This window comes from Rhodococcus sp. IEGM 1341, from assembly GCF_030056895.1.
GTDB lineage: Bacteria > Actinomycetota > Actinomycetes > Mycobacteriales > Mycobacteriaceae > Rhodococcoides.
Genome location: NZ_JASHKV010000010.1, coordinates 26,905 through 51,425, shown reverse-complemented (window position 1 = coordinate 51,425; position 24,521 = coordinate 26,905). Strand labels below are relative to the sequence as shown.

Here is a 24,521-nt window from a genome sequence, read left to right as displayed (position 1 = left end):
GAACTGTAGTCCGTTCGACTGTTCGAGGCGACTCGACAGAGTGCGCACCCACGCCCGTTTCCCAGTTCGGCCGCCCTCGCACGTTTCGCCACCTGGGCCGATGTCGTTTATGGTGATTACCGGTACTTGACCGAAACAAGAGAAAAAGAACGGCAAGCCGATAGTGGTCAGCCGATTACGGTGACTCGAGTTGTAAGGAAGTCAAGTTAAGTGAAAGCAATAAAAGAAGCCTGGGGTGGCCTGCTCAAGCCGGTTTTCATCCCCGCATCGATCATCATCTTCGTGATGATCGCCTTCTCCGTGGTCTATGCGAGCACGGCGGCGGATTCGTTCGAGACGCTCAACGAAGCCATCACCGCAGGCGTCGGCTGGTGGTACATCCTGGCCGCGACCGGCTTCGTGCTGTTCGCCCTGTACTGCGGCCTGAGCCGAGTGGGCAACATCCGCCTCGGCCGCGACGACGAGAAGCCCGAGTTCGGCGTCCTGTCCTGGTTCGCCATGCTGTTCAGCGCCGGCATGGGCATCGGCCTGGTGTTCTACGGCGTCGCCGAGCCGCTCTCGCACTACGTGACGCCACCCGAGGCGGGCGGCGTTCCCGGTAGCACCGACCCCGCTGCTCGCCAGGCGATGGAGCTCACCCTCTTCCACTGGGGCCTGCACGCCTGGGCCATCTACGTCGTCGTCGGACTCGGCATGGCGTACATGACCTACCGCAAGGGTCGCCCGCTGACCGTCCGCTGGCTGCTCGAGCCGCTGCTCGGTCGCAAGCGCATCGAAGGTCCGATCGGCCACGCCATCGACACCGTCGCGATCGTGGGCACCCTGTTCGGTGTCGCAACGTCGCTCGGCTTCGGCGTTCAGCAGATCTCGGCCGGCCTCGACTACCTCGGTTGGGTCGAGACCACCAACTTGTTCGTGATCGTGCTCATCGCCGTGATCACCGGTATCGCCACCTTCTCGGTGGTCAGTGGAGTTTCCAAAGGACTCAAGTGGCTCTCGAACATCAACATGGGGCTGGCGGCTGCGCTCGCCCTGTTCGTGCTGCTCCTGGGACCGACACTGTTCCTGATGCAGTCCTGGGTGCAGAACCTCGGCGGCTACGTCCAGGCTCTGCCCGAGCTGGCGCTGCGCACCTCGCCGTTCTCCGACGACGGCTGGGCCGGCGGCTGGACCATCTTCTACTGGGGCTGGTGGATGAGCTGGGCGCCGTTCGTCGGCATGTTCATCGCGCGTATCTCCCGTGGCCGCACCATCCGTGAATTCGTGTTCGGCGTGCTGCTGGCTCCGACCATCGTCGGGTCGCTGTGGTTCACCATCTTCGGTGACACCGGCATCCTGCGGCAGCGCAACGAGGGAGACCTGCTCGACGCCGAAGGGGCAGTGAACACCAACACCAGCCTGTTCCAGGTGCTCGACGGCCTCCCGATCGCCGCGATCACCAGTGTCATCGCCATCGCGGTCATCGTGTTCTTCTTCGTGACGTCCTCGGACTCGGGCTCGCTGGTGATCGACATTCTCTCGACGGGTGGCCAACTGGAAACCCCGAAGATCACCCGCGTCTACTGGGCCGTGCTGCAGGGCATCGCCGCAGCGGTGCTGCTGCTCGTCGGCGGGACCAGCTCTCTGACGGCGTTGCAGACGATGTCGATTGCGACGGCCGTGCCGTTCTCCGTGGTGTTGGCGCTGGCGTGTGTGTCGATGCTCAAGGCGTTCCGCTACGACGTCGCCACCACTCCGCGGTACGTGCGGGTGACCACCACCTCGGAGGTCACCGGGGACGACACGGACACCCCCGCTCGGCCGGCTCCACGCAAGAAGGCGACGTCGGGTATCTCGAGCACGTTCTCCGGCCTGACGCCGTCGCAGGAGGGGTTGACCTCGGCTGCTTCCGGCGGAACCGTCGTACTCGCAGTGCACGAGGTCTCCACCGAGCAGCTCGAAGTCCATCCCGAGACGGGAGCCGTCGAGTACTCGAGCGACAACGCTCCGGTCGACCCCCTGGGTGGAGAGGTCTTCGACACTCAGGAGTTCGCCGAATCGGCCGAGGGGCAGAACCAGAACAACCCCAGCTGAGCCGTTTTCACCACTCTCTGACCCTCGCGAACTTTCGCGGGGGTCAGAGGTTTTTCGAAGCCCAGTCGGTGAGAGCCTCCAGCGACGGCAGCAGTGCCTCTCCCGACGGCGTCAGGCTGTATTCCACCGAGATGGGCGGACCCTCCGTGACGGCCCGTGCCACCAGCCCTGCTCTGCCGAGCTCACCGAGGCGCTCGGACAGCACCGAGTCACTGATCCCGCCGACGGCGCGGCGCAGGTCCGAGAATCCCATCGGCCCGTTCATCAGAGTCGCCAGCAGCAGGCCGTTCCATCTCTTGCCGAGAAAGCCGAATGCTTTGGTCAGCGCTCCATCACAGGCACGAGGGTCGTGAGGCTGCTCGTTCGAGACCATGCCTCCACCCTACCGAGGTGCTAGAGTCCGCCTTGCTACTTCGCAATTACTAGTGACCTCAGAAATGAAAGCAGGGCACATGTTCATCGCCACCCTCGTCGTCTCGGTTCTGCTCGCTGTCGCACTCACGTTCTCCGCGATCGGAAAACTGACGAAGAATCCCTCCGTCGTCCCGATGCTCGAGCAGGTCGGGGTTCCCGCCGACAAGATCCCGTGGCTCGCCTACCTCGAGATCCTCGGTGCCGTCGGCCTCCTGGTCGGCTTGGTCGTCTGGCCGATCGGCGTCGCTGCCGCCGTCGGCGTCATCCTCTACTTCGTCGGAGCCGTCGTCGCGCACCTGCGCGCCGGGGACAAAGACTTCGCACCCGCCGCCGGACTGGCCGTGTTCTCCGTCGTCGCGCTGGTTCTACGGGTGCTCAGCGCCTGACCAGTCGTAATCCATCTGGCCCGCGGTGGCGAGAGCATGATCGGCTCCCGACCACCGCGCGACCAGATGCAGCGCCAGATCCAGACCGGCACTGATACCAGCCGACGTCGCCAGGTCGCCGTGATCGATGTACCGAACACCCTCGTGAACGACGAGCGCGGGCCACCGTTCGCGCAGAAGTTCCAAGTCCTCCCAGTGCGTGGTGACCGGACGACCGTCGAGCAGTCCCGCAGCCGCGAGCACGAACGCACCGGTGCACACCGACGCGACCAACTCGGCGGTGGGCCGAAGACCCTGCAGCCACTGCAGAACGCTGCCGTTCGCCTCGACTGCGTCCACGACGCCACCGGGTACCAGGACGAGGTCGTAGGGCCGTGGGTCGTCGATCGTGGTGTCGACGCCGATTCTCATTCCGCCCCGAGCAACAGCTGCCCTGTCGTCGATCCCGACGAGCGTCACCTCGAACGGCGCTGCGCTGCCTGCACGTTCGGCCACCCGGTTGGCCACCGAGAACACCTCGAACGGTCCGCACGCGTCGAGTACCTCGACCTCGTCGAACAACAGAATGGCAATGCTTCTGGTCATTTTTTTCCTCAACTGCTCGTGGTGGAGACGATGACGGGCACCATGACCGCGGCCATCACTGCGGCATTGACGTCCGAGACGGCCTTGCGCACAGCCGCGCCGGCCCACTCCCCCTCGGCGATCTCCTTCGCGCGCCGCTTCAGCAGCTTCTTGTCCGCATCCTCGATCACCTTGTGTGTCAGATCCACCGCCGAGATCAACGAGATCAACGCAGCCGTGTGCGGCGACGGCGTCGTCCCGTCCACCAGTGCGCTGCGTAGCGCGTCTCGCAGCACCTTCTCACGCGAGGTGTCCTGGGCAGGCCACGTCGTCGTCGGGAACAACCCCCACACCTTGTCCTTCTTCTCCGTGACGCAACCCTGTGCGACGAGTCGCGCAGCCAGTTCCTTCGCCAGATTCTTCTGCGACTTCTCGATCACCTTCTGCGGCTTCATCGGCCGCGACGCCGACGCGACCAGATCGAACACTCGACGCAAAAACTCATCTTCCGGCCTCGAGCCTGCGACGACCACGTGATCCTTCTTGATCTGCTCGTCCAGACCGGTGATGCGCAGCGACCCGATCATGGCGAGCTCGACGACCAGCGCACCTGCCAGTACCCGTGGCAACTTCGTGCTGTCGGCCAGCGGCTTGCCCGAGTCGTCGTCGAGCAACAGCAACAGCAGGTCCTCCGCGATCAAGGTCATGACGCGAGGCTACTCAGAATGTACGGGTAGTTGTATGCCAGCAGTTGTTCGAGAATCGCTATGTCCACATCGACGAGCTTGTTCACGTACAGGCAACCCGCTCCTCGCTTGTGCTTTCCCAGCCGTTCGAGCAAGCTCTCCGACTCCGGGGCGTACGTGGCGCCGTACACCGACAGATTCGCCTTGCGCGGTGAGAACCCGACGACGAAGTACTCTCCCCGGCGGCCACTGCCCGTCGTGTATCGATAGCTTCCGAAACCCACCATCGTCGGACCCCACATCACCGCCGGTTGCCCGGTGACGCGGCCCATGATCTCGGCGAGCGCGAACCCGTCCGCACGGCGAACCGGGTGCTCCACAGCCGCCAGGAAATCCTCGGCCGATACGTCGGTGGGTCGCGTCAGGTTCTCGTTCAATTGATCAGGGCCTGCCAGTTCGACGGCACCCGCTCGCGCGGACCGGGAACCGTCTGATCGAGTGGACGATGCTGCGGCGGAGCCAGTTCCGGCCCGTCGTACATCTGCTCGTCCTCGTAGTTGTAGAACCATTCCTCGCCGGGCTCGTAGCTGCGCACGAACTGGTGCCGGGTGGACTCTGCATGTTTGCTGGCATGCTGCGACGGCGAGGAATCGCAACATCCGATGTGCCCGCACTGCGCGCACCGCCGCAGATGTACCCACCACCCCTGCGTCTGCGTGCACTCCACACAACCCGGTCCCGACGGCGGAATCTTCGGGTCGATGCCTTCGATGGTCATGGTTCCTCCTCGATTGCAGGGTCGACGGGCAACCGCACGACGAATCGTGTGTCACCGGGTTCGGACACCAACCGCAGCTCACCCTGATGCTTGTTCACCACGATGCGCCACGAGATGTCCAGGCCGAGCCCCGTGCCCTCGCCGACCGGCTTGGTGGTGAAGAAAGGCTCGAAAATGCGCGACCGAATCTCCTGCGGCACACCGGGTCCGGTGTCGCAGATCTCGATCTGGACCTGATCCTCGTCCAACGACGTCCGCACCGTCAGCACCCCCTTCTCCTCGGGGGTAGCCGCCATCGCCTGCACGGCATTGTCGATCAGATTGGTCCACACCTGGTTGAGTTCGGCGGCATAGGCCGGGATCGGCGGCACCGCGGGGTCGTAGTCCTTGACCACCGTGATGTCGTCACCGATCTGGCGGCCCAACATGATCAGGGTGCTGTCCAACAGTTCGCGCACATCCACCGTTCGATACGGCGCACGATCCATCTGCGAATACTGCTTCGCGGCACCGACGAGCGTGGAGATGCGCGTGGTCGAATCCGAGATCTCGTTCATCAACAACTCGGTTTCGACGGTGTAGTTGAGCCACCGAATTGCGCCCTCGAGCAACGCTGGATCGTCGACCGTCGCGGAAACCCGATCGAGCCACGGCACGTCGAGACCGGCCGAGACGAATGTCGGAGCCAGATCCCAACCGTCACCGATACCCTTGTCCTCGAACCACTCTCCCAGTTCGTCCTCACGGTCCGACGCCTCCATCGCGGTCAGCTTCGGGGCCTTGGCGACCAGCTCCACGGCCTCGTTCTGCAGTCCGACCAGATGCGCCAAGCTGCCGCGATCGAGAGTGCCACCGGCGATCATCGCCAACTTCTGCCGCATGTGCGCCACCCGATTTCGCAACGCCGACGTCGCCCGCACCGCAGCCGCCGCGGGATTGTTCAGCTCGTGCGTCAACCCGGCCGACAGAGAACCCAACGCCAACAAGCGTTCTCGCTGTTCCACTATCTGCTTGGTGTTCTGATTGCCGAAGAACAATCCCTCGAGCAGATGTAACGCCATCGGGAACCACTCCCGCACGATGGACGCGAAGCACTCGGCGTCGAGCACGAAGAACCGGGAGCGCTCGGTCACCCGCATCGAACCCTGGTACGTCTGCGGCACCCGATCGCCCAGGTACGCCTGCCACGCACCCGCGTACACCCCGCGTTGCGAGGTGCGATTGACCACCAGGTCCTCGCCACCGGAAAGCTTCGAGAGGACGACGGCCCCCTCCATCAGAACGTAGAAGCACGTCGCCGGATCCCCTTCCGCGTAGACCGGTCCCGGCTCGATCGTTTCGATGCGCCCGTCTCGGCACAACTCCGCCAACTGCGCGTCGGTGAGCTGCTCGAAAAGGAACAGCGTCCGTAACTCCTCCGGGTCACATGCGGGCGTGTTCTGCGTCTGTTCGGTCATGGGTTCGCCAGATATCTGTGCACCAACATCACGGCCATCGCTCCCTCTCCGACCGCCGACGCGACGCGTTTGGCCGAGTCGGATCGCACGTCACCGGCAGCGAACACACCCGGCACACTCGTTTCGAGGTGGTGTGGGAGACGGGCAGGCGTCCACCCGGCAGGCCCGCGCCCGTCGACGACGAGATCCGGCCCGGTGACCACGAATCCATGCTCGTCCCGCACGAGAACCCCGTCGAGCCACTCGGTGCGCGGCGCCGCACCGATGAACAGGAACAGGTACTGCGCGTCGACCGTCGTCGTCTCCTCGGTCGCTCGGTTGTGCAGCGTGATCGACTCGAGGTGACCGTCTCCCGCTACGCCGACGACCTCGGTGCACGGCCGCACGCTGATCTTCGGGTTCTCCTCGATCTGCTTGATCAGGTAGTACGACATCGACGCTTCGAGCGAGGTGGCCCGGATCAGAATGGTGACCGACTTGGCCCCGCGCGAGAGATACACCGCCGCCTGACCGGCCGAGTTCGCCCCACCCACGATGTAGACGTCCTGCTCGGCGCAGCGCGCGGCCTCCGTCATCGCCGATCCGTAGAACACGCCGCGTCCGGTGAAGTCGTCGATTCCGGGTGCGTCCAAACGCCTGTAAGCGACACCGGTGGACAGGATGATCGTCTGCGCGCTGATGCTGCGGCCGTCGGCGAATCGCACTGTGCGCGCAGCACCGTTTGCTTCGAGGCCGACGACGTCCTGGGTGGTGACCACCTCGGCACCGAACTTCAGTGCCTGACGACGAGCCCGCTCGGCGAGCTGGGCTCCCGAGACCCCGTCGGGAAAACCCAGGTAGTTCTCGATCCGTGAACTCTGTCCGGCCTGACCGCCCGTCGCGGTCCGCTCGATCAGGGTGGTCCGCAGGCCTTCGGACGCGCCGTACAGCGCGGCTCCGAGTCCGGCCGGACCGCCGCCGATGACGACCAGATCGTAGAACTCCTCCGACGGCGAGACGGTCAGACCGAGCCGATCACCGAGTTCGGCATCGGACGGCTCGATCAACGCGGCGCCCTCGGTGGTGATGACCACCGGCAGCCGTCCGTCGTCCACGCCCGCCGCGGCCAACAGCCGCGCGCCCTCGGCCTCGTCGGACATGTACCAGCGATACGGCAGCTGGTTGCGAGCGAGGAACTCGCGGATCTCCGACGAGCGCGCCGACCAGCGGTGGCCGACGATCTTGGTGTCCTCGACGGCTCGGTGGTCGTACGCACACCAGGCCTCGAGCTGGGCGTCGAGCACAGGGTAGAGCTTTTCCTCGGGCGGATCCCACGGCTTGAGCAGGTAGTAGTCGAGATCGACGACGTTGATCGCGTCGATCGCGGCGTCGGTGTCCGCGTATGCGGTGAGAAGAATGCGACGGGCCGCCGGAAAGATGTCCATGGCCTGCTCGAGAAATTCCATGCCGCTCATCTGCGGCATGCGGTAGTCGGCCAACAGAATGGCGACGGGGGTACCGCGCAACGCGAGTTCTTTCAACGCGTCGAGAGCGCCTGCACCGGACTCCGCCCGCACGATGCGGTACTGCTCCCCGTAGCGCCGACGTAGGTCGCGGGCGACCGACCTCGACACTCCTGGGTCGTCGTCGACGCTGAGAATGACCGGTTTCATGACCCTCCAGAACTGGTGCTCATCAACGACATGAGCATGCCACCGCGTCACCCCGAATGGGAGGCAAGCAGGCCTGGAAAGAGCGGGGTCAGATTCGGCCGCGTCGAATCAGGTCGAGTTCCTGCGGGGTGAGGAGCCGCTCGAGCTTCTCGGCGGGCCACGTACGTGGGCTCCCACTCATCCTGGCGGTTTTCAACAGGGGGAGATCACTGCTGGTACGACGCATTATCGACTGTAATTTCACGGTGGATCACTCCGAACAATTTCTTCGTTGGTCCCGACACTCCGCTTGCTACATCGATCAGTGTCCGCCCGGTGTTAACGCCTCGGTGGGATCTCGTGCGGCGTTTCGCAGCTCGAGACAGTTTCCTGCGCCTACGGTCGGGGTAAACGGCTGCCCAAATCAACTGATCGGGGAACGTTCGTGAACACGTCGGGAAATTCTGTGGCCAGTTCCGTGCAGAACAACGGAGCATTCGAGAAAGCAGCGCGCGCCGGTCACTTCGTCAGCGGAGTGCTGCACATTCTGATCGGATACATCGCCGTCCGGTTGGCGTTCGGCCAGGCCGGCAACGCAGACCAGTCCGGCGCACTCGCCGAACTGGCCGAGAAGCCCGGCGGAAAGATCGCGCTCTGGGTGGCGGTGGTGGCTTTCGTGGCGCTGGCGCTGTGGCGCATCGTCGAAGCGATCGTCGGCAAGAAATCCGACGCCGGCGCCGGGAGTGCCATGGACCGTCTCAAAGCAGGCGCGCTGGCCGTCGTCTATATCGCGTTCGCCTTCTCGACCTACGGCTTCGCCACCGGCTCGGGCAAGTCCAGCGGACAACAGAACGCGGGCTGGTCGGCCCGACTGATGGAATCCGGCGGCGGCAAGCTCGTGCTCATCGCCGTCGCGCTGGTCGTCATCGGAGTCGGCGGATACCACGTCTACAAGGGCGTCTCGAAGAACTTCCTCGACGATCTCGAAGGACACCAGAGCGGGGCCGTCGTCAAACTCGGCATCGCCGGATACGCAGCCAAAGGCGCTGCCCTCGTCGGAGCCGGACTCCTCGTCGTGGTGGCAGTTCTGCAGTCCGATCCGTCCAAGGCCACCGGCATCGACGGTGCTCTCAAGACTCTCGGCTCGCAGCCGTACGGTCAGGTCCTGTTGATCCTCGCCGGCGTGGGCATCGCGCTCTACGGGCTCTACGCCTTCGTATTGGCTCGCTTCGCTCGCATGTGAGCGAAACTTCGTAGCCTGCTACGAGTTTCCGTTCACCTGTGGAAGGTTGCTCGATCACCGTGGATCGAACAACTCGTCGACGCTGACCTCGAACAGCCGGGCCAGGCGGAACGCGAGAGAGAGCCGCGGGTCGAAGTGGCCCTTCTCGATCGAGATGATCGTCTGCCTGCTGACGCCGACCGCGTCGGCGCACTGCTGTTGTGACAAACCGGCAGCAGTGCGCAGCCGGTGCACGTGATTCGAAGTCACCGCTGCGTACGCGAGACGACCAGGTACCGCACGGCCACGTCGGCCATGGCCAACACCAGAAACGCGACTACCGGAACCAACTCCGTGTCGAGTATCGCCGAGGCAGCCGACGCGAGGCCGAGTGCGATCATCAGGTCGAAGAAGGCACCGGACGACGCGTGCTGCAACCACTGGAACTCGACGGAATCCTCCGGATTCTCCGGCATCTTCGGTGATCGTTGCGGAACCAATGTCCACATCGCGCCGACGAGGGCAGGGGCCACCGCCGCGGCGAACACCAGACCTACCTGCCACCCGCCTTCTTCTCGCACCGATGCGGCGACGATCCCGACACCGGCGGCGAGGGCAGTTCCGAGAACGGTTGCGGACACTCGTGACAGTCCGACCCTCATGACAACCTCCCGTGCGTGTACGAGTTCTTTGACATATCTCACCCCCATTCGATTCCGATGTCAAACTTCTCTTACATTCCCGGTCGCCCCGTTTCGCTATGAGCTCGGACACACATATGCTGTGACCGATTTGTCGTAACGTTCAGTCACACGTACCTGGAGGCCCACGTTGAGCAAGACTCTCGAAGCCACGATCGACATCGCCGCGAGCCCCGAGACCGTCTGGTCGATCGTCTCCGACCTGCAGCGCATGGGCGAGTGGAGCCCGCAGTGCAAGAAGATGAAGGTCTTCGGCGGACCGGTCGGCAAGGGCACCAAGACGCTCAACGTCAACCGCAAGGGGATGCTCGTCTGGCCGACCACCGCCAAGGTCGTCACCTTCGAACCCAACCGCGAACTCGCGTTCCGCGTCGTGGAGAACAAGACGATCTGGTCCTACACGCTCACTCCCACCGCGACCGGAACGACCGTCGTCGAGAAGCGGGAGGCACCGACGGGCACCACGGCAGTGTCGTCACTGCTGGTCAAGCGCATCCTCGGGGGCATCGACGAGTTCGACGTCGAACTCGTCGAGGGCATGAACAAGACCCTGCGTCGAATCAAGGCCGAGAGCGAGAAGTCCAGCCAGAAATAACTTTTCTCAGGAAGGTTTCAGGTTTGTTTCCCGCGGGCATCCGTCGTTTCGGTAGCAAGATCATGAAGACGGATGCTCAGATGGGCATCATCCTGAACATCGTCGTCGGCATCATCGGCGGCCTCCTGGGCGGATTCCTGCTCAGCACGTTCCTCGACGTCGAGGGCGGCGGAATCATCTTCAGCTTCATCACCTGCCTGCTCGGCGCGTGCATCCTGCTGTTCCTGGTCAAGCTCGTGACGGGCCGCAGCCGCGTCTGATCTCACTCGCACCTCTCGACTGCCGGGGCCCTCACGTACGCTGTGATGGCTCCGGCAGTCGCGTGTTGACGCACGATTCGCTCGCAGCACCACGACCTGCCGACACCTGTCCGACAAAAGTTAGAGGAGACCGTGGCACGCCGTCCCGCCCCGATGTGTCAACCGCCCCGCACCGGAGCGGCTCACATCGTCGACTTGGTCCGTGAAACGATTCCACCGCTACACCCCGCAGGGCTGCCGTTCGTCGGCGGTCCGCTGGCCGTCGCCGTTCTCGGTCGACGCTCCAAGTGGGTCCGCAACGCCGGCCTCGTTGCCGCCGGAGCCTGCGCCACCTTCTTCCGCCACCCGTCGCGAGTGCCGCCGAATCGCCCCGGCGTCGTCGTCGCTCCCGCCGACGGCCTGGTCACACTCGTCGACACTGCCGTTCCTCCGGCCGAGCTCGCTCTCGGCTCCGAGCCGGTCCCGCGCGTCAGCATCTTCCTCTCCGTCCTCGACGTCCACGTACAGCGTGTTCCCGTCGGCGGAAAAGTCGTGGAAGTGGTGCACCGTCGCGGCCAGTTCAAATCCGCCGACCTCGCCGAGGCCAGCGAGGTCAACGAGCGCAACAGCATGCACATCAGAACCGCTTCCGGTCAGGATGTCGCCGTCGTGCAGATCGCCGGCCTCATTGCGCGACGCATCATCAACAACGCCAAGGTCGGCGACACCTTGTCGATCGGCGACACCTACGGACTGATCCGATTCGGATCCCGCGTGGACACCTACTTCCCGGCGGGCACCACCCTGCTGGTCGAACGCGGCCAGCGGGCCGTCGGTGCCGAAACAGTGCTCGCCGAGCTTTCGCAGTAGAAACCGACATGATCACCAGACGCGCCAAGCCACCTGCTGCCATTCGTCTGCTCCCGTCCGTCGTCACGATTCTCGCGCTGTGCTCCGGCCTGTCCGCGGTCAAGTTCGCCCTCGACGGCCAGCTCGGCACCGCACTCGCCATGATCGGTGCCGCTGCGATCCTCGACGCGTTGGACGGTCGCATCGCCCGACTGCTCGACGCCACCAGCAAGATCGGTGCCGAACTGGACTCGCTGTCCGACGCCATCTCGTTCGGTGTAGCCCCTGCGCTGGTGCTGTACGTGACACTGCTCGAGGGCAGCAGCGGCGGCTGGATCGTGGCGCTGGTCTACGCGGTGAGCATCGTGCTCCGCCTCGCGCGCTTCAACACTCTGCTCGACGAGGACGACACTCCTGCCTACGCGCGCGAGTACTTCACCGGTGTTCCCGCACCGGCCGGGGCGCTCATCGCCATGGCACCGATCGCGGGTTTCGAGCAGTTCGGCGACGGCTGGTGGGCCTCGTTCTACGTCGTCGCCGGATGGGCGATCCTCACCGCCGGTCTCATCGTCAGCCGCATCCCCACGCTCGCGCTCAAGACGGTCTCGGTGCCGCCGCAACTGGCCGCGATCCTGCTGGTGCTCGTCGCACTGCTCGCAGCCGCGCTCATCACGTTCCCGCTGATCCTGCTGATGGGCCTGGTGTTGGCCTACCTGGTGCACATCCCGTTCGCAGTGCGCTCGCAGCGGTGGACCGCCGCGCGCCCGTACACCTGGGACGCCAAGCCGGCCGAGCGTCGCGCCGAGCGTCGGGCCATCCGCCGGGCGCCGGGTAACAACCGGCGGTCGCAGGCTCGTCTGGGACTGCGTCGGCCTCGCAGCTGATCCGCGCGGAGCCGACCCGTTAGTGTGGCTGTGGTGACCGAATCTCGCTCGACGACGCCTGAGCTCGTTCTCACTGCCCGCCTCAACACCTCGGCGGCCGATGCCCGACGCGGCGTCGTGCGCCTGCATCCGGAAGTCCTTGCGGCTCTGGGCCTGCGGGAATGGGATGCGGTGTCGCTCATCGGTTCTCGTCGCACAGCCGCCGTCGTCGCCGTGGCTCCGGAGGGATCACCTCAGGGCACCGCGTTGCTGGACGACGTGACGCTCTCCAACACCGGCCTTCGCGAAAATGCCTCTGTCGCAGTCGGACCCGTCACCGTCTACGGGGCCAAGGCCGTCACTGTGACCGGCTCCGCGCTCGCCACCGGTTCCATCTCCGACGCCACCCTGCGACAAGCGTTGCTCGGCAAGGTGCTGACGGTGGGCGACACCGTCTCACTCCTCCCCCGCGATCTCGGCCCCGGAACCTCGACGACATCTGCGACTCAGGCGCTGTCGAGGACATTCGGGGTCGCGTGGACCACCGAGCTGTTGACGGTCTCGGCCGTCGACCCGTCGGGTGGGCCGGTGAGTGTGCAACCCAATTCGGCGGTCGGGTGGGGCTCCGGCACCGTCGCTGCATCGGCATCCGCACCTGTGACAGCGCCACCGAAAGCCACGGCACCGAGGGTGAGCGCGGCCGATCTGGTGGGAGTGAGCGCGCAGGCGGCCAAGCTGACCGAGTGGCTGCGGCTGGCGTTGGACGAGTCGGAGTTGTTGGCGACGCTCGGCGCATCGCCGCATCTGGGGGTGTTGATCACCGGACCGGGCGGGGTCGGCAAGGCGACGTTGGCGTGCGCGGTCGTCGGTGAACGCGCATGCGTCGTGCTGGACGGACCGTCGATCGGTGCGCTCGAGGCGTCGGCCCGGGTCGATCGCGTCACCGCGGCAGTGGACGAACTCGCCGGCTCCGGGGTTCTGCTCATCACCGACATCGACGCGTTGTTGCCCTCCGAGCCCGAACCGGCGTCCACGTTCGTCCTCGAAGTACTGCGCCGGGCCGTCGACACTCCGGGTCTCGCCCTGATCGCGACGACGGCCCATCCGGAGGCGACCGATCCCAGACTGCGCGGTCAGGACCTGTGCGATCGTGAACTCACCCTGACCCTGCCCGACGCGGCAGGCCGCAAGGGATTGCTGGAGCATCTGCTCCGAAAAGTTCCGCAGGGCGACGTCGACCTGGGCGAAATCGCCTCACGGACACCGGGTTTCGTGGTCGCCGATCTGGCCGCCCTGACGCGGGAGGCGGCGCTGCGGGCGGCGGCGCGCGCATCGAACGATTCGGCCGCGGCCTCGTTGACGCAGGACGATCTGGTGGGCGCTCTGCAGGTGATTCGCCCGCTGTCGCGTTCGGGAAGCGAAGAACTGGCGATCGGCAGTCTCACGCTCGACGACGTCGGCGACATGGTGGAGACCAAGCAGGCACTCACAGAGGCGGTACTGTGGCCGCTACGCCATCCGGATTCGTTCGCGCGCTTGGGAATCGAACCGCCGCGGGGAGTTCTGCTGTACGGTCCGCCCGGCTGCGGCAAAACGTTCCTCGTGCGCGCACTGGCCAGCTCCGGGCAGCTCAGCGTGCACTCGGTCAAAGGCGCGGAGCTGATGGACAAATGGGTCGGCTCCTCGGAAAAGGCTGTCCGAGAACTCTTTCAACGCGCCCGAGATTCCGCTCCCTCGCTGATCTTCCTGGACGAGGTGGATGCGCTCGTGCCCCGACGCGGCCAGAGTTCGGATTCCGGCGTCGGCGATCGAGTCGTCGCGGCGCTGCTGACCGAACTCGACGGCGTCGAACCGTTGCGTGACGTCGTCGTACTCGGGGCAACCAACCGACCCGATCTGATCGATCCCGCACTGCTGCGGCCGGGCCGACTCGAGCGGCTCGTCTTCGTGCCGCCGCCGGATTCCGATGCCCGCGTGGACATCCTGAGGGCGTCGGGCAAATCCATCCCGCTCGCCGAGGACGTGGATCTGGAGTCGTTGGCGCGCGATCTCGACGGCTACTCCGCGGCCGACTGCGCGGCGTTGCTGCGCGAGGCCGCGTTGACGGCGATGCGTCGGTCGATGGATGCGGCCGACGTCACCGCCGCCGATGTCGCCGCCGCTCGGGCGACGGTCAGACCGTCACTCGATCCCGAGCAGGTGGCGCATCTGCGGGCCTACGGGAGTGCCTAGCGGCAGTGGTGCGGTTAAGTGCCCTCTGGGGCGCTCAACCGCACCACTGCGCAGCACTCACTTCCAGCGGCCGAGGATTTCCTCTGCCCGCTTGGCCAGTTCCATCTGGAAGATCGGGCCGAAGCTGATGCGACCCACGCCCAGGGAGGCGAAGTGCGACAGGTCGCCCTCGGCCGGGTTGGCGATGGCATTGATCGGCAGCGGGAGTTCCTCGGCGAGACGCTTGTAGTCCGCGTCGTTGTGGAAGCCGACGGGGTAGAGCGAGTCGGCACCGGCTGCGGCGCACAGCTTCAGCCGGGCGATGGCGCGGTCGACGCGGTCGCTCTCGTCGCCGATCGCCTTGACGAACAGGTCGGTGCGGGCGTTGATGACCACGTGGACGTCGGTGGCGTCGGATGCTGCGCGCAGTGCTCCGACGAAGTCGGCATGTTCCTGCGCTTCGCGGAGGCGTCCGCCTTCGCTGTGCACGGTGTCCTCGATGTTGAGGCCGACGGCTCCGGCAGAGATCAGTCCGTCGATGAGTCGCTTGGGGTCCTCGCCGTAGCCGGATTCGATGTCGACCGACAGGGGTGCGTCCACGGCGGCGGAGATCTGCGAGATGCGGGTGAGCAGTTCGTCGAAGGTGATGCCCTCGTTGTCCGGCTTGCCGATGGAGTCCGAGACGGGGTGGCTTCCGACGGTCAGCGCGGTGAACCCGGCGGAGACGGCGAGGTTGGCAGACCAGGCGTCCCACACCGTCGGCAATACGACCGGGTTGCCCGGCTGGTGCAGCTCGAGCAGGGTGGTGGCTTTCTGGGACAGGTTCGTCATGAGACTCCTTCGCGGTGACCGACAGAGAACGTACGTTCTCTCTACGACCAACATACGCGCTTCAGTCGATCAAATCGAGCGCTTTCATCCGGTCGAACACCATCAGCGATCCCGGAGCGACGTCCGGCATGGCGGCGTACTCGTCTCGGGTGAAGTACCTGATCTCTGCGATCTCGCTGGTCGGCGTCGGCTCGGTCGCCAGATCGGCGAGGAAACACGTGATCTCGAGCGGGGTTCCTGCCGGGTGCCCCCAGGCCTCACATTCGAACACCCCGAGGAGCCGGGCGTCCGTCACCGCTGCATCGAGCTCTTCCCTGATCTCGCGATGCAGTGCTTGCTCGGGCGTCTCGCCCGGGTCGATCTTTCCACCCGCCATGTAGAACGCGGATTTTCCGGCCGATCGGGTCTGGATCATTCGACGATCTCGGACGTACGCCAGCCCGGCGGTCCGAATGAGCCTCGGATCGGTCACCGACGCGCTCCCCTCACTCACGGACCCGCACCGTTCTGTACCGCCTGGCACGCCGCCTACCTCGCAAAGTAAAGTGGACAACGACAACTCGCGGCTGCCGCTCGGCAACCGGTTCATTATTTCTCAAAGCTTCACATCGAACTTCACACGGACTTCGCACACCCTACTCATCGCCGCCCTACGACCACCGCTCGGTTTCATCGCCGATGCGACCGAGACGACGGAGTGATTTTTGCTCGCCATTCTTCTTGCGCACGCCGCCGCCGCGCTGCTCGCGCCACTGTTCGTCCGCTGGTGGGGTCGCAATGCCTTTTTCCCGCTCGCGCTCGTACCCCTGCTCAGCCTGATCTGGGTGTTCGGCAACTGGGGAACCGAACAGAAACTGAACATCGAATGGGTCCCTGGCCTGTCGATGAACATCGACATGCGGTTCGACTCCCTCGCGGCCATCATGTCGCTGCTGGTCCTCGGCATCGGCGCACTGATTCTGCTCTACTGTGCGCGCTACTTCGAGGACGACGAGCCCCGGCTCGGGCTGTTCGCCGCCGAAATGGTCGCCTTCTCCGGTGCGATGTTCGGCCTCATCACCAGCGACAACATGCTGGTGCTCTACATCTTCTGGGAAGTCACCACCGTCCTGTCGTTCCTGCTCGTCGGCCACTACGCCGAGCGAGCGTCGAGCAGACGAGCGGCCACCCAGGCACTGCTCGTCACCACCGCGGGCGGCCTGGCGATGTTGGTCGGCATCATCATCCTCGGCCAGGTGTCCGGCACCTACAACCTCTCGGAGCTGGTCGCGAACGCGCCGGGCGGCTGGTTGCCCGGTGTCGCGATCGTGCTGGTCCTCATCGGCGCACTGAGCAAGTCGGCCATCGTGCCACTGCACTTCTGGCTCCCCGGAGCCATGGCCGCCCCGACACCGGTCAGCGGCTATCTTCACGCCGCTGCCATGGTCAAAGCGGGCATCTACCTGGTCGCGCGCCTGGCCCCGGGGTTCGCCGATTCCGGCCCGTGGCGAGCCACGGTGATCAGCCTCGGACTGCTGTCGATGATCCTGGCGGGGTGGCGAGCTCTACGCGCATTCGACCTCAAGCTGATACTCGCGTTCGGCACCGTCAGCCAGCTCGGCTTCCTGATGGTGTTGGTCGGCATCGGCTCGGAGAAGGCGATGCTCGCCGGCCTGACGATGGTGATCGCCCACGCGATGTTCAAAGCGGCGCTGTTCATGGTCGTCGGCATCATCGATCACACCACCGGCACCCGCGACATCCGCAAACTGGCCCACCTGGGCAAGAAGGCTCCCTGGCTCGCCGCGATAGCCGCGCTGGCCGCGGCCAGCATGGCCGGACTTCCGCCGATGCTCGGGTTCGTCGGCAAGGAGACGGCGTTGTCGGCCGTGATCAGCACCCCGACGCTCGATCCCACGGTCGCGGCCTTCGTCGTCGCAGGCCTGGTGATCGGCTCGATACTCACGGTCACCTACAGCATTCGGTTCGTCTGGGGCGCGTTCGCGCGCAAGCAGCTCAAGCGGGCGAGTCCGTCGGTCAAGGCGATGCACGCGCCGGCAGCCCTGTTCCTCGCCGCACCCGCCTTCCTGGCGGTGCTCGGTCTGGTCGCCGGATTCGCGTCCTCCATCGTCGATCGCATCGTCAGCCCGTACGCTCGCACGCTGCCGTCGTACGGCCAGGAGCCCTACCACCTGGCCCTCTGGCACGGTTTCAACCTTCCGCTCGCGCTGACCGTCGTCGTCGTCACCGGTGGTGTCGGACTGTTCGTCGCCCACCGCGTCGTCAACCGGCTCAAGTTCGAGCATCCCCCGCTCGGCAACGCAGACCGCATCTACGACAACGTGCTCAAGTCCATGGACACCCTGTCGATTCGCCTCACCGGCACCACGCAGCGCGGTTCACTCCCCCTCACTCAGGGCACCATCCTGTTGACACTGGTGCTGCTACCGATGATCGTGCTGCTCGTCGGCCAGGACACGGGCTTGGACTACACGCTGTGGAACACCCCATTGCAGCTGGTCATCGGGGTGATCATGATCGCGGGTGGCCTCGGAGCCACGGTGATGCGCAACCGTCTGGCCAGCGTCATCCTCGTCGGGCTCACCGGCTACGGCTGCGGCGTCATCTTCGCCATTCACGGTGCACCGGACCTGGCACTGACTCAGTTCCTGGTCGAGACCCTCACCCTCGTCGTGTTCGTGTTGGTGCTGCGCAAGCTGCCGGCCGAGGTCGACGACCGCGGCTCGGCCGGATCGCGCGGCCCCCGTGCCGTGTTGGCCGTCGCCGTCGGAGCGACCGTCAGTGTGCTGGGCGCATTCGCGATGAACGCCCGAAACACGGCCCCGGTGTCACTACTCCTACCGGACGCCGCATACGACCTGGGCGACGGCAAGAACGTCATCAACGTGATCCTCGTCGATATCCGCGCCTGGGACACCCTCGGCGAGATCTGCGTTCTGCTCGTCGCGGCAACGGGCGTGGCCAGCCTGGTCTTCCGCAACCGCCGGTTCGGCAGCGCTCCGCGGGTGTCCGACGCCCCCGCATCGTCCTCGGATGCGAACTACGCGGCGGAGACGACGTGGCTGCTCGGTGGTGATCTGATCGATCCGCGTCATCGCTCGTTGATTCTCGAGGTCACGACACGGTTGATCTTCCCGACGATCATGGTGCTCTCGATCTACTTCTTCTTCTCCGGCCACAACGCTCCGGGTGGTGGTTTCGCCGGTGGTCTCACTGCCGGCTTGGCGCTGGTGTTGCGGTACCTCGCAGGTGGGCGCTACGAACTCGGCGAGGCGGTGCCGATCGATGCCGGAAAGATCCTCGGTCTCGGGTTGATCTTCGCGGCAGGCACGGCAGTGGCGTCGATGTTCCTCGGAGCGCCGGCGCTGTCCTCGGCCACGTTGGAGGTGACGTTGCCGATCCTCGGCGACATCAAGTTGGTCACCGCACTGTTCTTCGACCTCGGTGTGTACCTCATCGTGGTCGGGTTGGTACTCGACGTGCTCCGTAGTCTCGGTGCCCGTCTCGACGCACAGGTGGAAATGCAGAGCCAAGGCCGAGTGAGCGCCCAATGACCGCAGATCTCGGAATGCTGATCATCACCGGTGTCCTCGTCGCATCGGGTGTCTACCTGCTGCTCGAACGCAGCATCACCAAGATGCTGCTCGGGTTGCTGTTGTTCGGTAACGGCGTCAACCTGCTGTTGCTCACCGTCGGCGGCCCTGCGGGAGCCCCGCCCATCGTGGGCCGCGACAACGCGGTGAACCAGCAGATGGCGGATCCCCTGGCCCAGGCGGTGATCCTGACGGCAATCGTCATCACGATGGGAATCGCGGCGTTCGTGCTGGCCCTGGCGTACCGGTCCTTCACCCTCAACACCAAGGACGACGTCGAGAACGACCCCGAGGACACCAAGGTCTCCCGGCGTCGCTCGATGGCCGAGGCCCCCGACCGCGACCGCTCGGACGACCCGGTCACGGGTGAGCCGAGTTTCGGCGGAGACGCGTTCGACTCGAAGGGCAACCCGATTCCGATCGAGCAACTCGTCAATCGCGAGGACCTCGAATGCTACGAGGATCTGCACGACGGCGACTTCGACAACGACGACGACGATCCGCAGGTGCGCGGGCTCGACGGCATCGACACAGCCGAGAAGGACGACAGCAGGCCACATAAGAAGGGAGACGACCAGTGACGATCTCCCCAGGAGTGATCGACGTTCTGACTCCGCTGCCGGTACTGATTCCCATGCTTGCGGCAGCTCTGACTCTGGTGCTGGGCCGACGTCCCCGCGCTCAGCGTTTCATCACGATCGTCGCGCTGACCGCTGTGGTCGCGATCTCGTCGGTGATGCTCTACCTCGCCGATCGCGACGGCACCAGCGCGCTGCAGGTCGGCGGTTGGGACTCCCCACTCGGCATCTCCCTCGTGGTGGACCGCCTGTCGGCGATGATGCTCGTCGTCTCGTCGATCGTGCTGCTGGCCGTCATGGTCTACTCGATCGGCCAGGGCATCCGCGACGGCAGCGAGAACCAGCCCGTCTCGATCTTCCTGCCGACCTACCTCGCGCTCACCGCAGGTGTCTGCAACGCGTTCCTCGCAGGCGACCTGTTCAATCTGTTCGTCGGCTTCGAGGTGCTGCTCGCGGCGTCGTTCGTGCTGCTGACACTCGGTGCGAGCGCGGACCGCGTCCGTGCGGGCGTGTCGTACGTGATGGTGTCGATGGTGTCCTCGCTGATCTTCCTGATCGGCATCGCGCTGGTGTACGGCGCAACCGGGACGCTGAACCTGGCCCACATCGCGGTACGGATGGACGACATCACCCCCGGAACCAGAACCGCGATCTTCGCGGTCCTGCTGGTCGCGTTCGGCATCAAGGCCGCGGTGTTCCCACTGTCGACGTGGCTGCCCGACTCCTACCCCACCGCCCCGGCACCGGTCACCGCCGTGTTCGCCGGCCTGCTGACGAAAGTCGGTGTGTACGCGATCATCCGAGCCCACACCCTGCTGTTCCCCGACGGCTCGCTCGACAACGTACTGATGGTCTGTGGCCTGCTGACGATGCTCGTCGGCATCCTCGGCTCCATCGCTCAGAGCGACATCAAGCGACTGCTCTCGTTCACCCTCGTCAGCCATATCGGCTACATGATCTTCGGCGTCGCGCTGTCGACGCAATCGGGATTGTCCGGCTCGATCTACTATGTCGCCCACCACATTCTGGTGCAGACGACGCTGTTCCTCGTCGTCGGTCTCATCGAGCGTCAGGCCGGTTCGTCGTCTCTCCGACGCCTCGGCGGTCTGGCTGCGGCCAGCCCGGTCCTGGCGATCGTGTTCTTGGTGCCGGCCCTCAATCTCGGTGGCATTCCGCCGTTCTCGGGCTTCATCGGCAAGGTCGCACTGCTGCAGGCCGGTAGCGAGCAGGGCAGCGTGTTGGCCTGGTTGCTCGTCGCGGGCGGAACGGTCACCAGCTTGCTGACGCTGTACGTCGTCGCCCGTGTCTGGACCAAGGCGTTCTGGCGCGCCCGCGCCGATGCTCCCGAGGGCGACCTGGCCGACAACAGCCCGTCCGCTCTTCTCGACGACTCGTCCGATATCCAGTTCGGTGATCGCGAGGACGTGGGCCGGATGCCGGCCTTCATGTTGCTCCCGACGATCGGGCTCGTTGCCGTCGGCTTGGCCATGACGGTGTTCGCCGGGCCCATCATCGACATCAGCGATCGCGCCGCGGCGGACCTTCGCGACCGATCGGTGTACATCGATGCGGTTCGCGGAGCGGAATTCGTCGGAGATCGGGCCGTGGAGCAGGCACGAGGAAACGAGGAAGGCACTCGATGAAGATGAACCGTTCCTTCCTGCTTCGCCTGTGGACTTTGGCATGGTTGACCGCCATCTGGGTTCTGCTGTGGGGCAACGTCTCTGCGGCGAACATCCTCGGCGGCATTGCCGTGGGACTGCTCATCATGGTGCTGCTGCCGTTGCCTCGCGTTCCGGTCGAGGGCCGCATCCACGTGTTCTCACTCGTCAAGCTGGCCGTCGTATTTCTCTACTACGCAATGGAATCGAGCTTCAGCGTGGCCTGGTTGGCCATCCGGCCCAAGGCTCCACCGGTCACCGGGGTGCTGCGCTGCCGTATCGCGATCAAGTCCGATCTGGTGCTCACCCTGTTCGTCGACGCGATGAATCTCGTGCCCGGCACCATGGTGCTCGAGATCGACCGGACCAGACGCCTGCTGTACGTGCACGTGTTGGACATGGGCACCCAGAAGGCCGTCGACGGCTTCTACGCCTACGTACGAAACCTGGAGAAGCTCTTCATCGCCGCGTTCGAGCGAGACTCCGACTGGAAGCCGAGCCCGCTGCACTACCAGGAGTACGAGCAGTACCACGGAGTGCTCGGCGACGATCCGGCTGAGGCCGATTCGGACGCTCCCCGGGACGACAAGAAGACCGACGACAAGAGGAAGGGGGACTGGTCGTGACCGTCGTACTGGCGATTGCCGGAGCCCTCCTGATCGGTGCCGCGATTCTCACCGCGTACCGACTGCTCGACGGACCGAGCACGCTCGACCGCCTCGTCGCGATGGACACGATCCTGGCCGTCTCGATGTGCGGTCTCGGCGTGTGGGCCGTCTACAGCCGCGACACCACCCTCGTACCGGCCATCGTCGCGCTGTCCTTGGTCAGCTTCGTCGGGTCGGTCAGCATCGCGCGATTCAGAGTGAGGGACGAATGAGTGACACAGTGAGGGACGAATGAGCACCGTAGCCCAGGTCATTGCCTCTGCCTTCATCCTGTTCGGAGCACTGCTCGCCTTCACCGCAGCCGTCGGCATCGTGCGCTTCCCCGATACCCTCTCGCGGATGCACGCGGCCACCAAGCCGCAGGTGGTTGGTCTGATCATGGTGCTGATCGGTGCCATCATCAGCCTGCGCGGCAACGTCGACATCTGGATGCTCGTGCTGGTGGGCATCTTCACGCTGGTCACCGCTCCGGTGATCGCGCATACCGTGGGCCGCGTCGCCTACCGAGAACAGCGGGGTCGCGACGGTCTGCTGATCGTCAACGAGATGGAACCGAACGACCCCGACGAGTAGTGCGAGCCGCGCCGGATCAGGTGCGGAGGTCGGTGACCAACGATTCCACGACGGCTCGCAGGTCACCGTTGGATTTCGCTGCCACCGCCCGCTGACGCTGGTAGGACGCCCCGAGCCGCGGAATGTCGGCCACCGCGGCCAACTCGTCGACGCAGTTCAACCGGACGGCCGTCGGCGTCAGCTTCTCGAGCAGGTCGTTCAGGTCGTCGGTGACCAGACGTTCGTTGCTGTCGGAGTCGAGAATGATCTCGGCATCGAGGCCGTACCGGGCAGCCCGCCACTTGTTCTCCTGCACGTGCCACGGCGGTATCGACGGCAGGGTCTCCCCCGCTTCGAGACGTTCGTCGAGATGGACGATGAGGCAGTGCGTCAACGCGACGAGAGCCGCGAGCTCCCGCTTGGTCGACGCCCCGTCGCACACCCGAACCTCGATGGTTCCCCACTTGGGGGCAGGGCGGATGTCCCAGTGCATGCCGCCGAGTTGCTCGATGACGCCGGTCTTGAGCTGATCACGAACGAATCCCTCGAACTGCGGCCAGTTCTCGAACTGGAACGGCAGCCCGGCCGTCGGCAGCTGCTGGAACATCAACGCACGATTGCTGGCGTAGCCGGTGTCGTTGCCCGCCCAGATCGGTGAGGACGCCGACAGTGCCAGCAGGTGCGGGTACTGCAGCAGCAGTGAGTTGAGAATGGGAAAGACCTTGTCGGGAGACGACACTCCCACGTGCACGTGCACACCCCAGATCAGCATCTGCCGACCCCACCACTGCGTCCGAGCGATCAACTCGTCGTAACTCGGGGAACTGGTGAGCTGCTGGGTGGACCACTCCGCGAACGGATGGGTCCCCGCCGAGAACAGATCGATCCCCAGCGGATCCGCTGCGCGCTCGACGAGCGAGAGAGACTCACCGAGGTCTGCCATCGCCTCCCCGACGTTCTCGCACACTCCGGTGACGAGTTCGACGGTGTTGCGGAGCAGTTCCTTCGTCACCCGCGGGGTGTCCCCGGCCAGGTCGCGCACACCGTCCATGACCGCCTCGGCGGAGTTGACCAGGTCTCGCGTGTTCTTGTCGACCAGCGCGATCTCCCACTCGACGCCGAGCGTCGGGCGCGGTGAACTCGCGAAGTCGATCCGGGGAGCGCTCAAACTACTGCAGTACCGCGCACGCCGCCCGCGAGCCGGCATCGCCGGTCATCAGAGTCGTCATGTCCGGCACGGCGGCACCGTCGGGCAGGGTGTACCGCGGCGGGATGTTGGCGAAGTTGTCGGCACCGTCGTGCACGATCACCGAGGTTCCGGCACCGTCGGCACGCAGATCGTCGAGTGTGATCGCGTCGGTGGTGGTGACGAGCATTCCGGTGCCGTCCTCGCCGACCTGGATGGACGTCAGGTCACCGCTGGACGGGTGCTCGGTGCGGCCGTCGACCTGCAGGTGACCGCCCGCGGACAGGAATGCGCCGGGCTCCCCGCCGGTCGGTGCCACGGAGTTCGGCTCGCAGGCGGCGACGGTGTGAACGTGGAAGCCGTGGAAGCCGGGGGTCATGCCCTCGACCTCGGCGGTGACGGTGAGCTTGTCGCCCTCGGACGCGAACGACACCGTGCCGACCTCGGCACCGGAGGCGTCGCGCAGTGCGGCCTCGATGATGTCGCCGGAGCTCGACTCGGCCGGGCTGTCGCCGGCGACAGCTTCTGCCGACGGATCGGCCTCTCCGGTCCACACCGGCGGGACGGTGCCGGGGACGTCGGACGGGACCTCGCCGTTGCTGCAGGCGGAGAGCCCGAGAGCTGCGATCGCGAGGACCGGGGCCACGTAACGCAACGATCGGGTCGCGGCAGTGCGTCGCTTGAACATGTCCATCGGAAATCGCTCCTCTTTCAGGCAGTTTCGCCGGGCTCGGAAATGATAACGTGCCGACCGATTCGGCCGAATCGGGCACGGAGGTCGAC

The 24,521-nt window shown here is 65.3% G+C and carries 27 protein-coding genes; 14 read left to right on the top strand and 13 right to left on the bottom strand.

All coding sequences use genetic code 11. The annotated features are described in order from the left end of the window. Positions 1-210: 210 nt before the first annotated feature. Positions 211-2,073 carry a BCCT family transporter gene (locus QM615_RS19225; RefSeq protein ID WP_283347769.1) on the top strand — a complete coding sequence of 621 codons (1,863 nt, stop codon included), beginning with the start codon at positions 211-213 and terminating at the stop codon, positions 2,071-2,073. A 43-nt stretch (positions 2,074-2,116) separates the two neighbouring features. Here QM615_RS19225 and QM615_RS19220 read toward each other — a convergent pair whose 3' ends face one another. Beyond that, the gene (locus tag QM615_RS19220; RefSeq protein WP_094641009.1) at positions 2,117-2,446 is read right to left on the bottom strand and encodes a winged helix-turn-helix transcriptional regulator; all 330 of its coding nucleotides are present in this window, start codon (positions 2,444-2,446) and stop codon (positions 2,117-2,119) included. Positions 2,447-2,510: 64 nt separating this feature from the next. On the opposite strand from QM615_RS19220, the gene QM615_RS19215 reads away from it, so the two are divergent. Continuing rightward, positions 2,511-2,873 (top strand): DoxX family protein, encoded by a 363-nt coding sequence (locus tag QM615_RS19215; RefSeq protein ID WP_283347768.1) that lies wholly within the window; start codon positions 2,511-2,513, stop codon positions 2,871-2,873. Here the strand turns inward: QM615_RS19215 and QM615_RS19210 are convergent. From QM615_RS19210 to QM615_RS19185, 6 genes are read right to left on the bottom strand one after another with little or no spacing between them, the layout of a single operon-like run. Continuing rightward, complete coding sequence (locus QM615_RS19210) at positions 2,853-3,458, bottom strand: DJ-1/PfpI family protein (protein WP_283347767.1); 606 nt, start codon at positions 3,456-3,458, stop codon at positions 2,853-2,855. The two genes, QM615_RS19215 and QM615_RS19210, sit on opposite strands and share 21 nt — an antisense overlap. 8 nt (positions 3,459-3,466) lie before the next feature. After that, positions 3,467-4,144 (bottom strand): GOLPH3/VPS74 family protein, encoded by a 678-nt coding sequence (locus tag QM615_RS19205; protein WP_283347766.1) that lies wholly within the window; start codon positions 4,142-4,144, stop codon positions 3,467-3,469. After that, complete coding sequence (locus tag QM615_RS19200; protein WP_094641006.1) at positions 4,141-4,560, bottom strand: DUF1801 domain-containing protein; 420 nt, start codon at positions 4,558-4,560, stop codon at positions 4,141-4,143. Before QM615_RS19200 ends, QM615_RS19205 begins: the two co-directional genes overlap by 4 nt. Further along, entirely contained in the window at positions 4,557-4,901 is a 345-nt protein-coding gene (locus QM615_RS19195) for a UBP-type zinc finger domain-containing protein (protein WP_094641005.1), read from the bottom strand. The genes QM615_RS19200 and QM615_RS19195 overlap by 4 nt, the downstream gene beginning before the upstream one ends. Continuing rightward, positions 4,898-6,358: an ATP-binding protein gene (locus QM615_RS19190; protein WP_283347765.1), complete on the bottom strand. Its 1,461-nt coding sequence runs from the start codon at positions 6,356-6,358 to the stop codon at positions 4,898-4,900. The genes QM615_RS19195 and QM615_RS19190 overlap by 4 nt, the downstream gene beginning before the upstream one ends. Beyond that, positions 6,355-8,010: an NAD(P)/FAD-dependent oxidoreductase gene (locus QM615_RS19185; protein WP_283347764.1), complete on the bottom strand. Its 1,656-nt coding sequence runs from the start codon at positions 8,008-8,010 to the stop codon at positions 6,355-6,357. Before QM615_RS19185 ends, QM615_RS19190 begins: the two co-directional genes overlap by 4 nt. 424 nt (positions 8,011-8,434) lie before the next feature. On the opposite strand from QM615_RS19185, the gene QM615_RS19180 reads away from it, so the two are divergent. Further along, on the top strand, positions 8,435-9,232 hold the full coding sequence (locus QM615_RS19180; protein ID WP_149406577.1) for a DUF1206 domain-containing protein: 798 nt from the start codon (positions 8,435-8,437) through the stop codon (positions 9,230-9,232). A 54-nt stretch (positions 9,233-9,286) separates the two neighbouring features. On the opposite strand, the gene QM615_RS19175 is transcribed toward QM615_RS19180, so the two are convergent. Together QM615_RS19175 and QM615_RS19170 are read right to left on the bottom strand one after the other, a co-directional pair. After that, the gene (locus QM615_RS19175) at positions 9,287-9,481 is read right to left on the bottom strand and encodes a helix-turn-helix transcriptional regulator (RefSeq protein ID WP_068048135.1); all 195 of its coding nucleotides are present in this window, start codon (positions 9,479-9,481) and stop codon (positions 9,287-9,289) included. Then, positions 9,478-9,873 carry a hypothetical protein gene (locus tag QM615_RS19170; protein WP_141215320.1) on the bottom strand — a complete coding sequence of 132 codons (396 nt, stop codon included), beginning with the start codon at positions 9,871-9,873 and terminating at the stop codon, positions 9,478-9,480. Before QM615_RS19170 ends, QM615_RS19175 begins: the two co-directional genes overlap by 4 nt. A gap of 169 nt (positions 9,874-10,042) precedes the next feature. Between QM615_RS19170 and QM615_RS19165 the strand changes: the two genes are divergently transcribed. The 5 genes from QM615_RS19165 (at position 10,043) to QM615_RS19145 (ending at position 14,690) form a co-directional block, all read left to right on the top strand. Beyond that, positions 10,043-10,507 carry an SRPBCC family protein gene (locus QM615_RS19165; RefSeq protein WP_068048129.1) on the top strand — a complete coding sequence of 155 codons (465 nt, stop codon included), beginning with the start codon at positions 10,043-10,045 and terminating at the stop codon, positions 10,505-10,507. After that, a complete protein-coding gene (locus QM615_RS19160) occupies positions 10,504-10,767 on the top strand; it encodes a GlsB/YeaQ/YmgE family stress response membrane protein (RefSeq protein WP_269595148.1) in 264 nt (87 codons plus the stop codon). The genes QM615_RS19165 and QM615_RS19160 overlap by 4 nt, the downstream gene beginning before the upstream one ends. A 132-nt stretch (positions 10,768-10,899) precedes the next feature. Continuing rightward, on the top strand, positions 10,900-11,616 hold the full coding sequence (locus tag QM615_RS19155) for a phosphatidylserine decarboxylase (RefSeq protein WP_269595068.1): 717 nt from the start codon (positions 10,900-10,902) through the stop codon (positions 11,614-11,616). Positions 11,617-11,624: 8 nt separating this feature from the next. Continuing rightward, entirely contained in the window at positions 11,625-12,479 is an 855-nt protein-coding gene (pssA, locus tag QM615_RS19150) for a CDP-diacylglycerol--serine O-phosphatidyltransferase (RefSeq protein WP_283347763.1), read from the top strand. Between the two features lie 33 nt (positions 12,480-12,512). After that, complete coding sequence (locus QM615_RS19145; RefSeq protein WP_269595067.1) at positions 12,513-14,690, top strand: AAA family ATPase; 2,178 nt, start codon at positions 12,513-12,515, stop codon at positions 14,688-14,690. A 57-nt stretch (positions 14,691-14,747) separates the two neighbouring features. Here the strand turns inward: QM615_RS19145 and QM615_RS19140 are convergent, their stop codons facing one another. Beyond that, positions 14,748-15,500, bottom strand: coding sequence for an isocitrate lyase/PEP mutase family protein (locus tag QM615_RS19140; RefSeq protein ID WP_269595066.1), 753 nt, complete (start codon positions 15,498-15,500; stop codon positions 14,748-14,750). A gap of 61 nt (positions 15,501-15,561) precedes the next feature. After that, on the bottom strand, positions 15,562-15,972 hold the full coding sequence (locus QM615_RS19135; protein ID WP_197477955.1) for an NUDIX hydrolase: 411 nt from the start codon (positions 15,970-15,972) through the stop codon (positions 15,562-15,564). A gap of 232 nt (positions 15,973-16,204) precedes the next feature. Here QM615_RS19135 and QM615_RS19130 point away from each other — a divergent pair, with 232 nt between their 5' ends. The 6 genes from QM615_RS19130 to mnhG are packed head-to-tail and all read left to right on the top strand — an operon-like array spanning position 16,205 to position 22,573. Further along, positions 16,205-19,054 carry a Na+/H+ antiporter subunit A gene (locus QM615_RS19130; protein WP_269595065.1) on the top strand — a complete coding sequence of 950 codons (2,850 nt, stop codon included), beginning with the start codon at positions 16,205-16,207 and terminating at the stop codon, positions 19,052-19,054. Continuing rightward, a complete protein-coding gene (locus tag QM615_RS19125) occupies positions 19,051-19,674 on the top strand; it encodes a Na(+)/H(+) antiporter subunit C (protein WP_283347762.1) in 624 nt (207 codons plus the stop codon). Before QM615_RS19130 ends, QM615_RS19125 begins: the two co-directional genes overlap by 4 nt. Further along, the gene (locus tag QM615_RS19120; protein ID WP_283347761.1) at positions 19,671-21,314 is read left to right on the top strand and encodes a Na+/H+ antiporter subunit D; all 1,644 of its coding nucleotides are present in this window, start codon (positions 19,671-19,673) and stop codon (positions 21,312-21,314) included. Before QM615_RS19125 ends, QM615_RS19120 begins: the two co-directional genes overlap by 4 nt. Before the next feature lie 2 nt (positions 21,315-21,316). Continuing rightward, positions 21,317-21,958 (top strand): Na+/H+ antiporter subunit E, encoded by a 642-nt coding sequence (locus tag QM615_RS19115; protein ID WP_499218805.1) that lies wholly within the window; start codon positions 21,317-21,319, stop codon positions 21,956-21,958. Continuing rightward, positions 21,955-22,212 (top strand): monovalent cation/H+ antiporter complex subunit F, encoded by a 258-nt coding sequence (locus tag QM615_RS19110; RefSeq protein WP_032393772.1) that lies wholly within the window; start codon positions 21,955-21,957, stop codon positions 22,210-22,212. Before QM615_RS19115 ends, QM615_RS19110 begins: the two co-directional genes overlap by 4 nt. Positions 22,213-22,231: 19 nt before the next feature. Beyond that, entirely contained in the window at positions 22,232-22,573 is a 342-nt protein-coding gene (mnhG, locus tag QM615_RS19105; RefSeq protein ID WP_068048100.1) for a monovalent cation/H(+) antiporter subunit G, read from the top strand. 16 nt (positions 22,574-22,589) lie between these two features. Here the strand turns inward: mnhG and QM615_RS19100 are convergent, their stop codons facing one another. Further along, positions 22,590-23,759 carry a glutamate--cysteine ligase gene (locus QM615_RS19100; protein ID WP_068048097.1) on the bottom strand — a complete coding sequence of 390 codons (1,170 nt, stop codon included), beginning with the start codon at positions 23,757-23,759 and terminating at the stop codon, positions 22,590-22,592. After that, positions 23,722-24,432: a superoxide dismutase[Cu-Zn] gene (gene sodC, locus QM615_RS19095; RefSeq protein ID WP_269595060.1), complete on the bottom strand. Its 711-nt coding sequence runs from the start codon at positions 24,430-24,432 to the stop codon at positions 23,722-23,724. Before sodC ends, QM615_RS19100 begins: the two co-directional genes overlap by 38 nt. Between the last annotated feature and the right edge of the window lie 89 nt (positions 24,433-24,521).

Excerpts from the sequence above, each read along its gene's own strand:
- QM615_RS19205 (WP_283347766.1), bottom strand. The coding sequence starts at position 4,144 with ATGACCTTGATCGCGGAGGACCTGCTGTTGCTGTTGCTCGACGACGAC.
- QM615_RS19100 (WP_068048097.1), bottom strand. The coding sequence starts at position 23,759 with ATGCCGGCTCGCGGGCGGCGTGCGCGGTACTGCAGTAGTTTGAGCGCT.
- mnhG (WP_068048100.1), top strand. The coding sequence starts at position 22,232 with ATGAGCACCGTAGCCCAGGTCATTGCCTCTGCCTTCATCCTGTTCGGA.
- QM615_RS19140 (WP_269595066.1), bottom strand. The coding sequence starts at position 15,500 with ATGACGAACCTGTCCCAGAAAGCCACCACCCTGCTCGAGCTGCACCAG.
- QM615_RS19210 (WP_283347767.1), bottom strand. The coding sequence starts at position 3,458 with ATGACCAGAAGCATTGCCATTCTGTTGTTCGACGAGGTCGAGGTACTC.
- pssA (WP_283347763.1), top strand. The coding sequence starts at position 11,625 with ATGATCACCAGACGCGCCAAGCCACCTGCTGCCATTCGTCTGCTCCCG.
- QM615_RS19220 (WP_094641009.1), bottom strand. The coding sequence starts at position 2,446 with ATGGTCTCGAACGAGCAGCCTCACGACCCTCGTGCCTGTGATGGAGCG.
- sodC (WP_269595060.1), bottom strand. The coding sequence starts at position 24,432 with ATGGACATGTTCAAGCGACGCACTGCCGCGACCCGATCGTTGCGTTAC.
- QM615_RS19170 (WP_141215320.1), bottom strand. The coding sequence starts at position 9,873 with ATGAGGGTCGGACTGTCACGAGTGTCCGCAACCGTTCTCGGAACTGCC.
- QM615_RS19125 (WP_283347762.1), top strand. The coding sequence starts at position 19,051 with ATGACCGCAGATCTCGGAATGCTGATCATCACCGGTGTCCTCGTCGCA.
- QM615_RS19215 (WP_283347768.1), top strand. The coding sequence starts at position 2,511 with ATGAAAGCAGGGCACATGTTCATCGCCACCCTCGTCGTCTCGGTTCTG.
- QM615_RS19115 (WP_499218805.1), top strand. The coding sequence starts at position 21,317 with ATGAACCGTTCCTTCCTGCTTCGCCTGTGGACTTTGGCATGGTTGACC.
- QM615_RS19190 (WP_283347765.1), bottom strand. The coding sequence starts at position 6,358 with ATGACCGAACAGACGCAGAACACGCCCGCATGTGACCCGGAGGAGTTA.
- QM615_RS19185 (WP_283347764.1), bottom strand. The coding sequence starts at position 8,010 with ATGAAACCGGTCATTCTCAGCGTCGACGACGACCCAGGAGTGTCGAGG.
- QM615_RS19195 (WP_094641005.1), bottom strand. The coding sequence starts at position 4,901 with ATGACCATCGAAGGCATCGACCCGAAGATTCCGCCGTCGGGACCGGGT.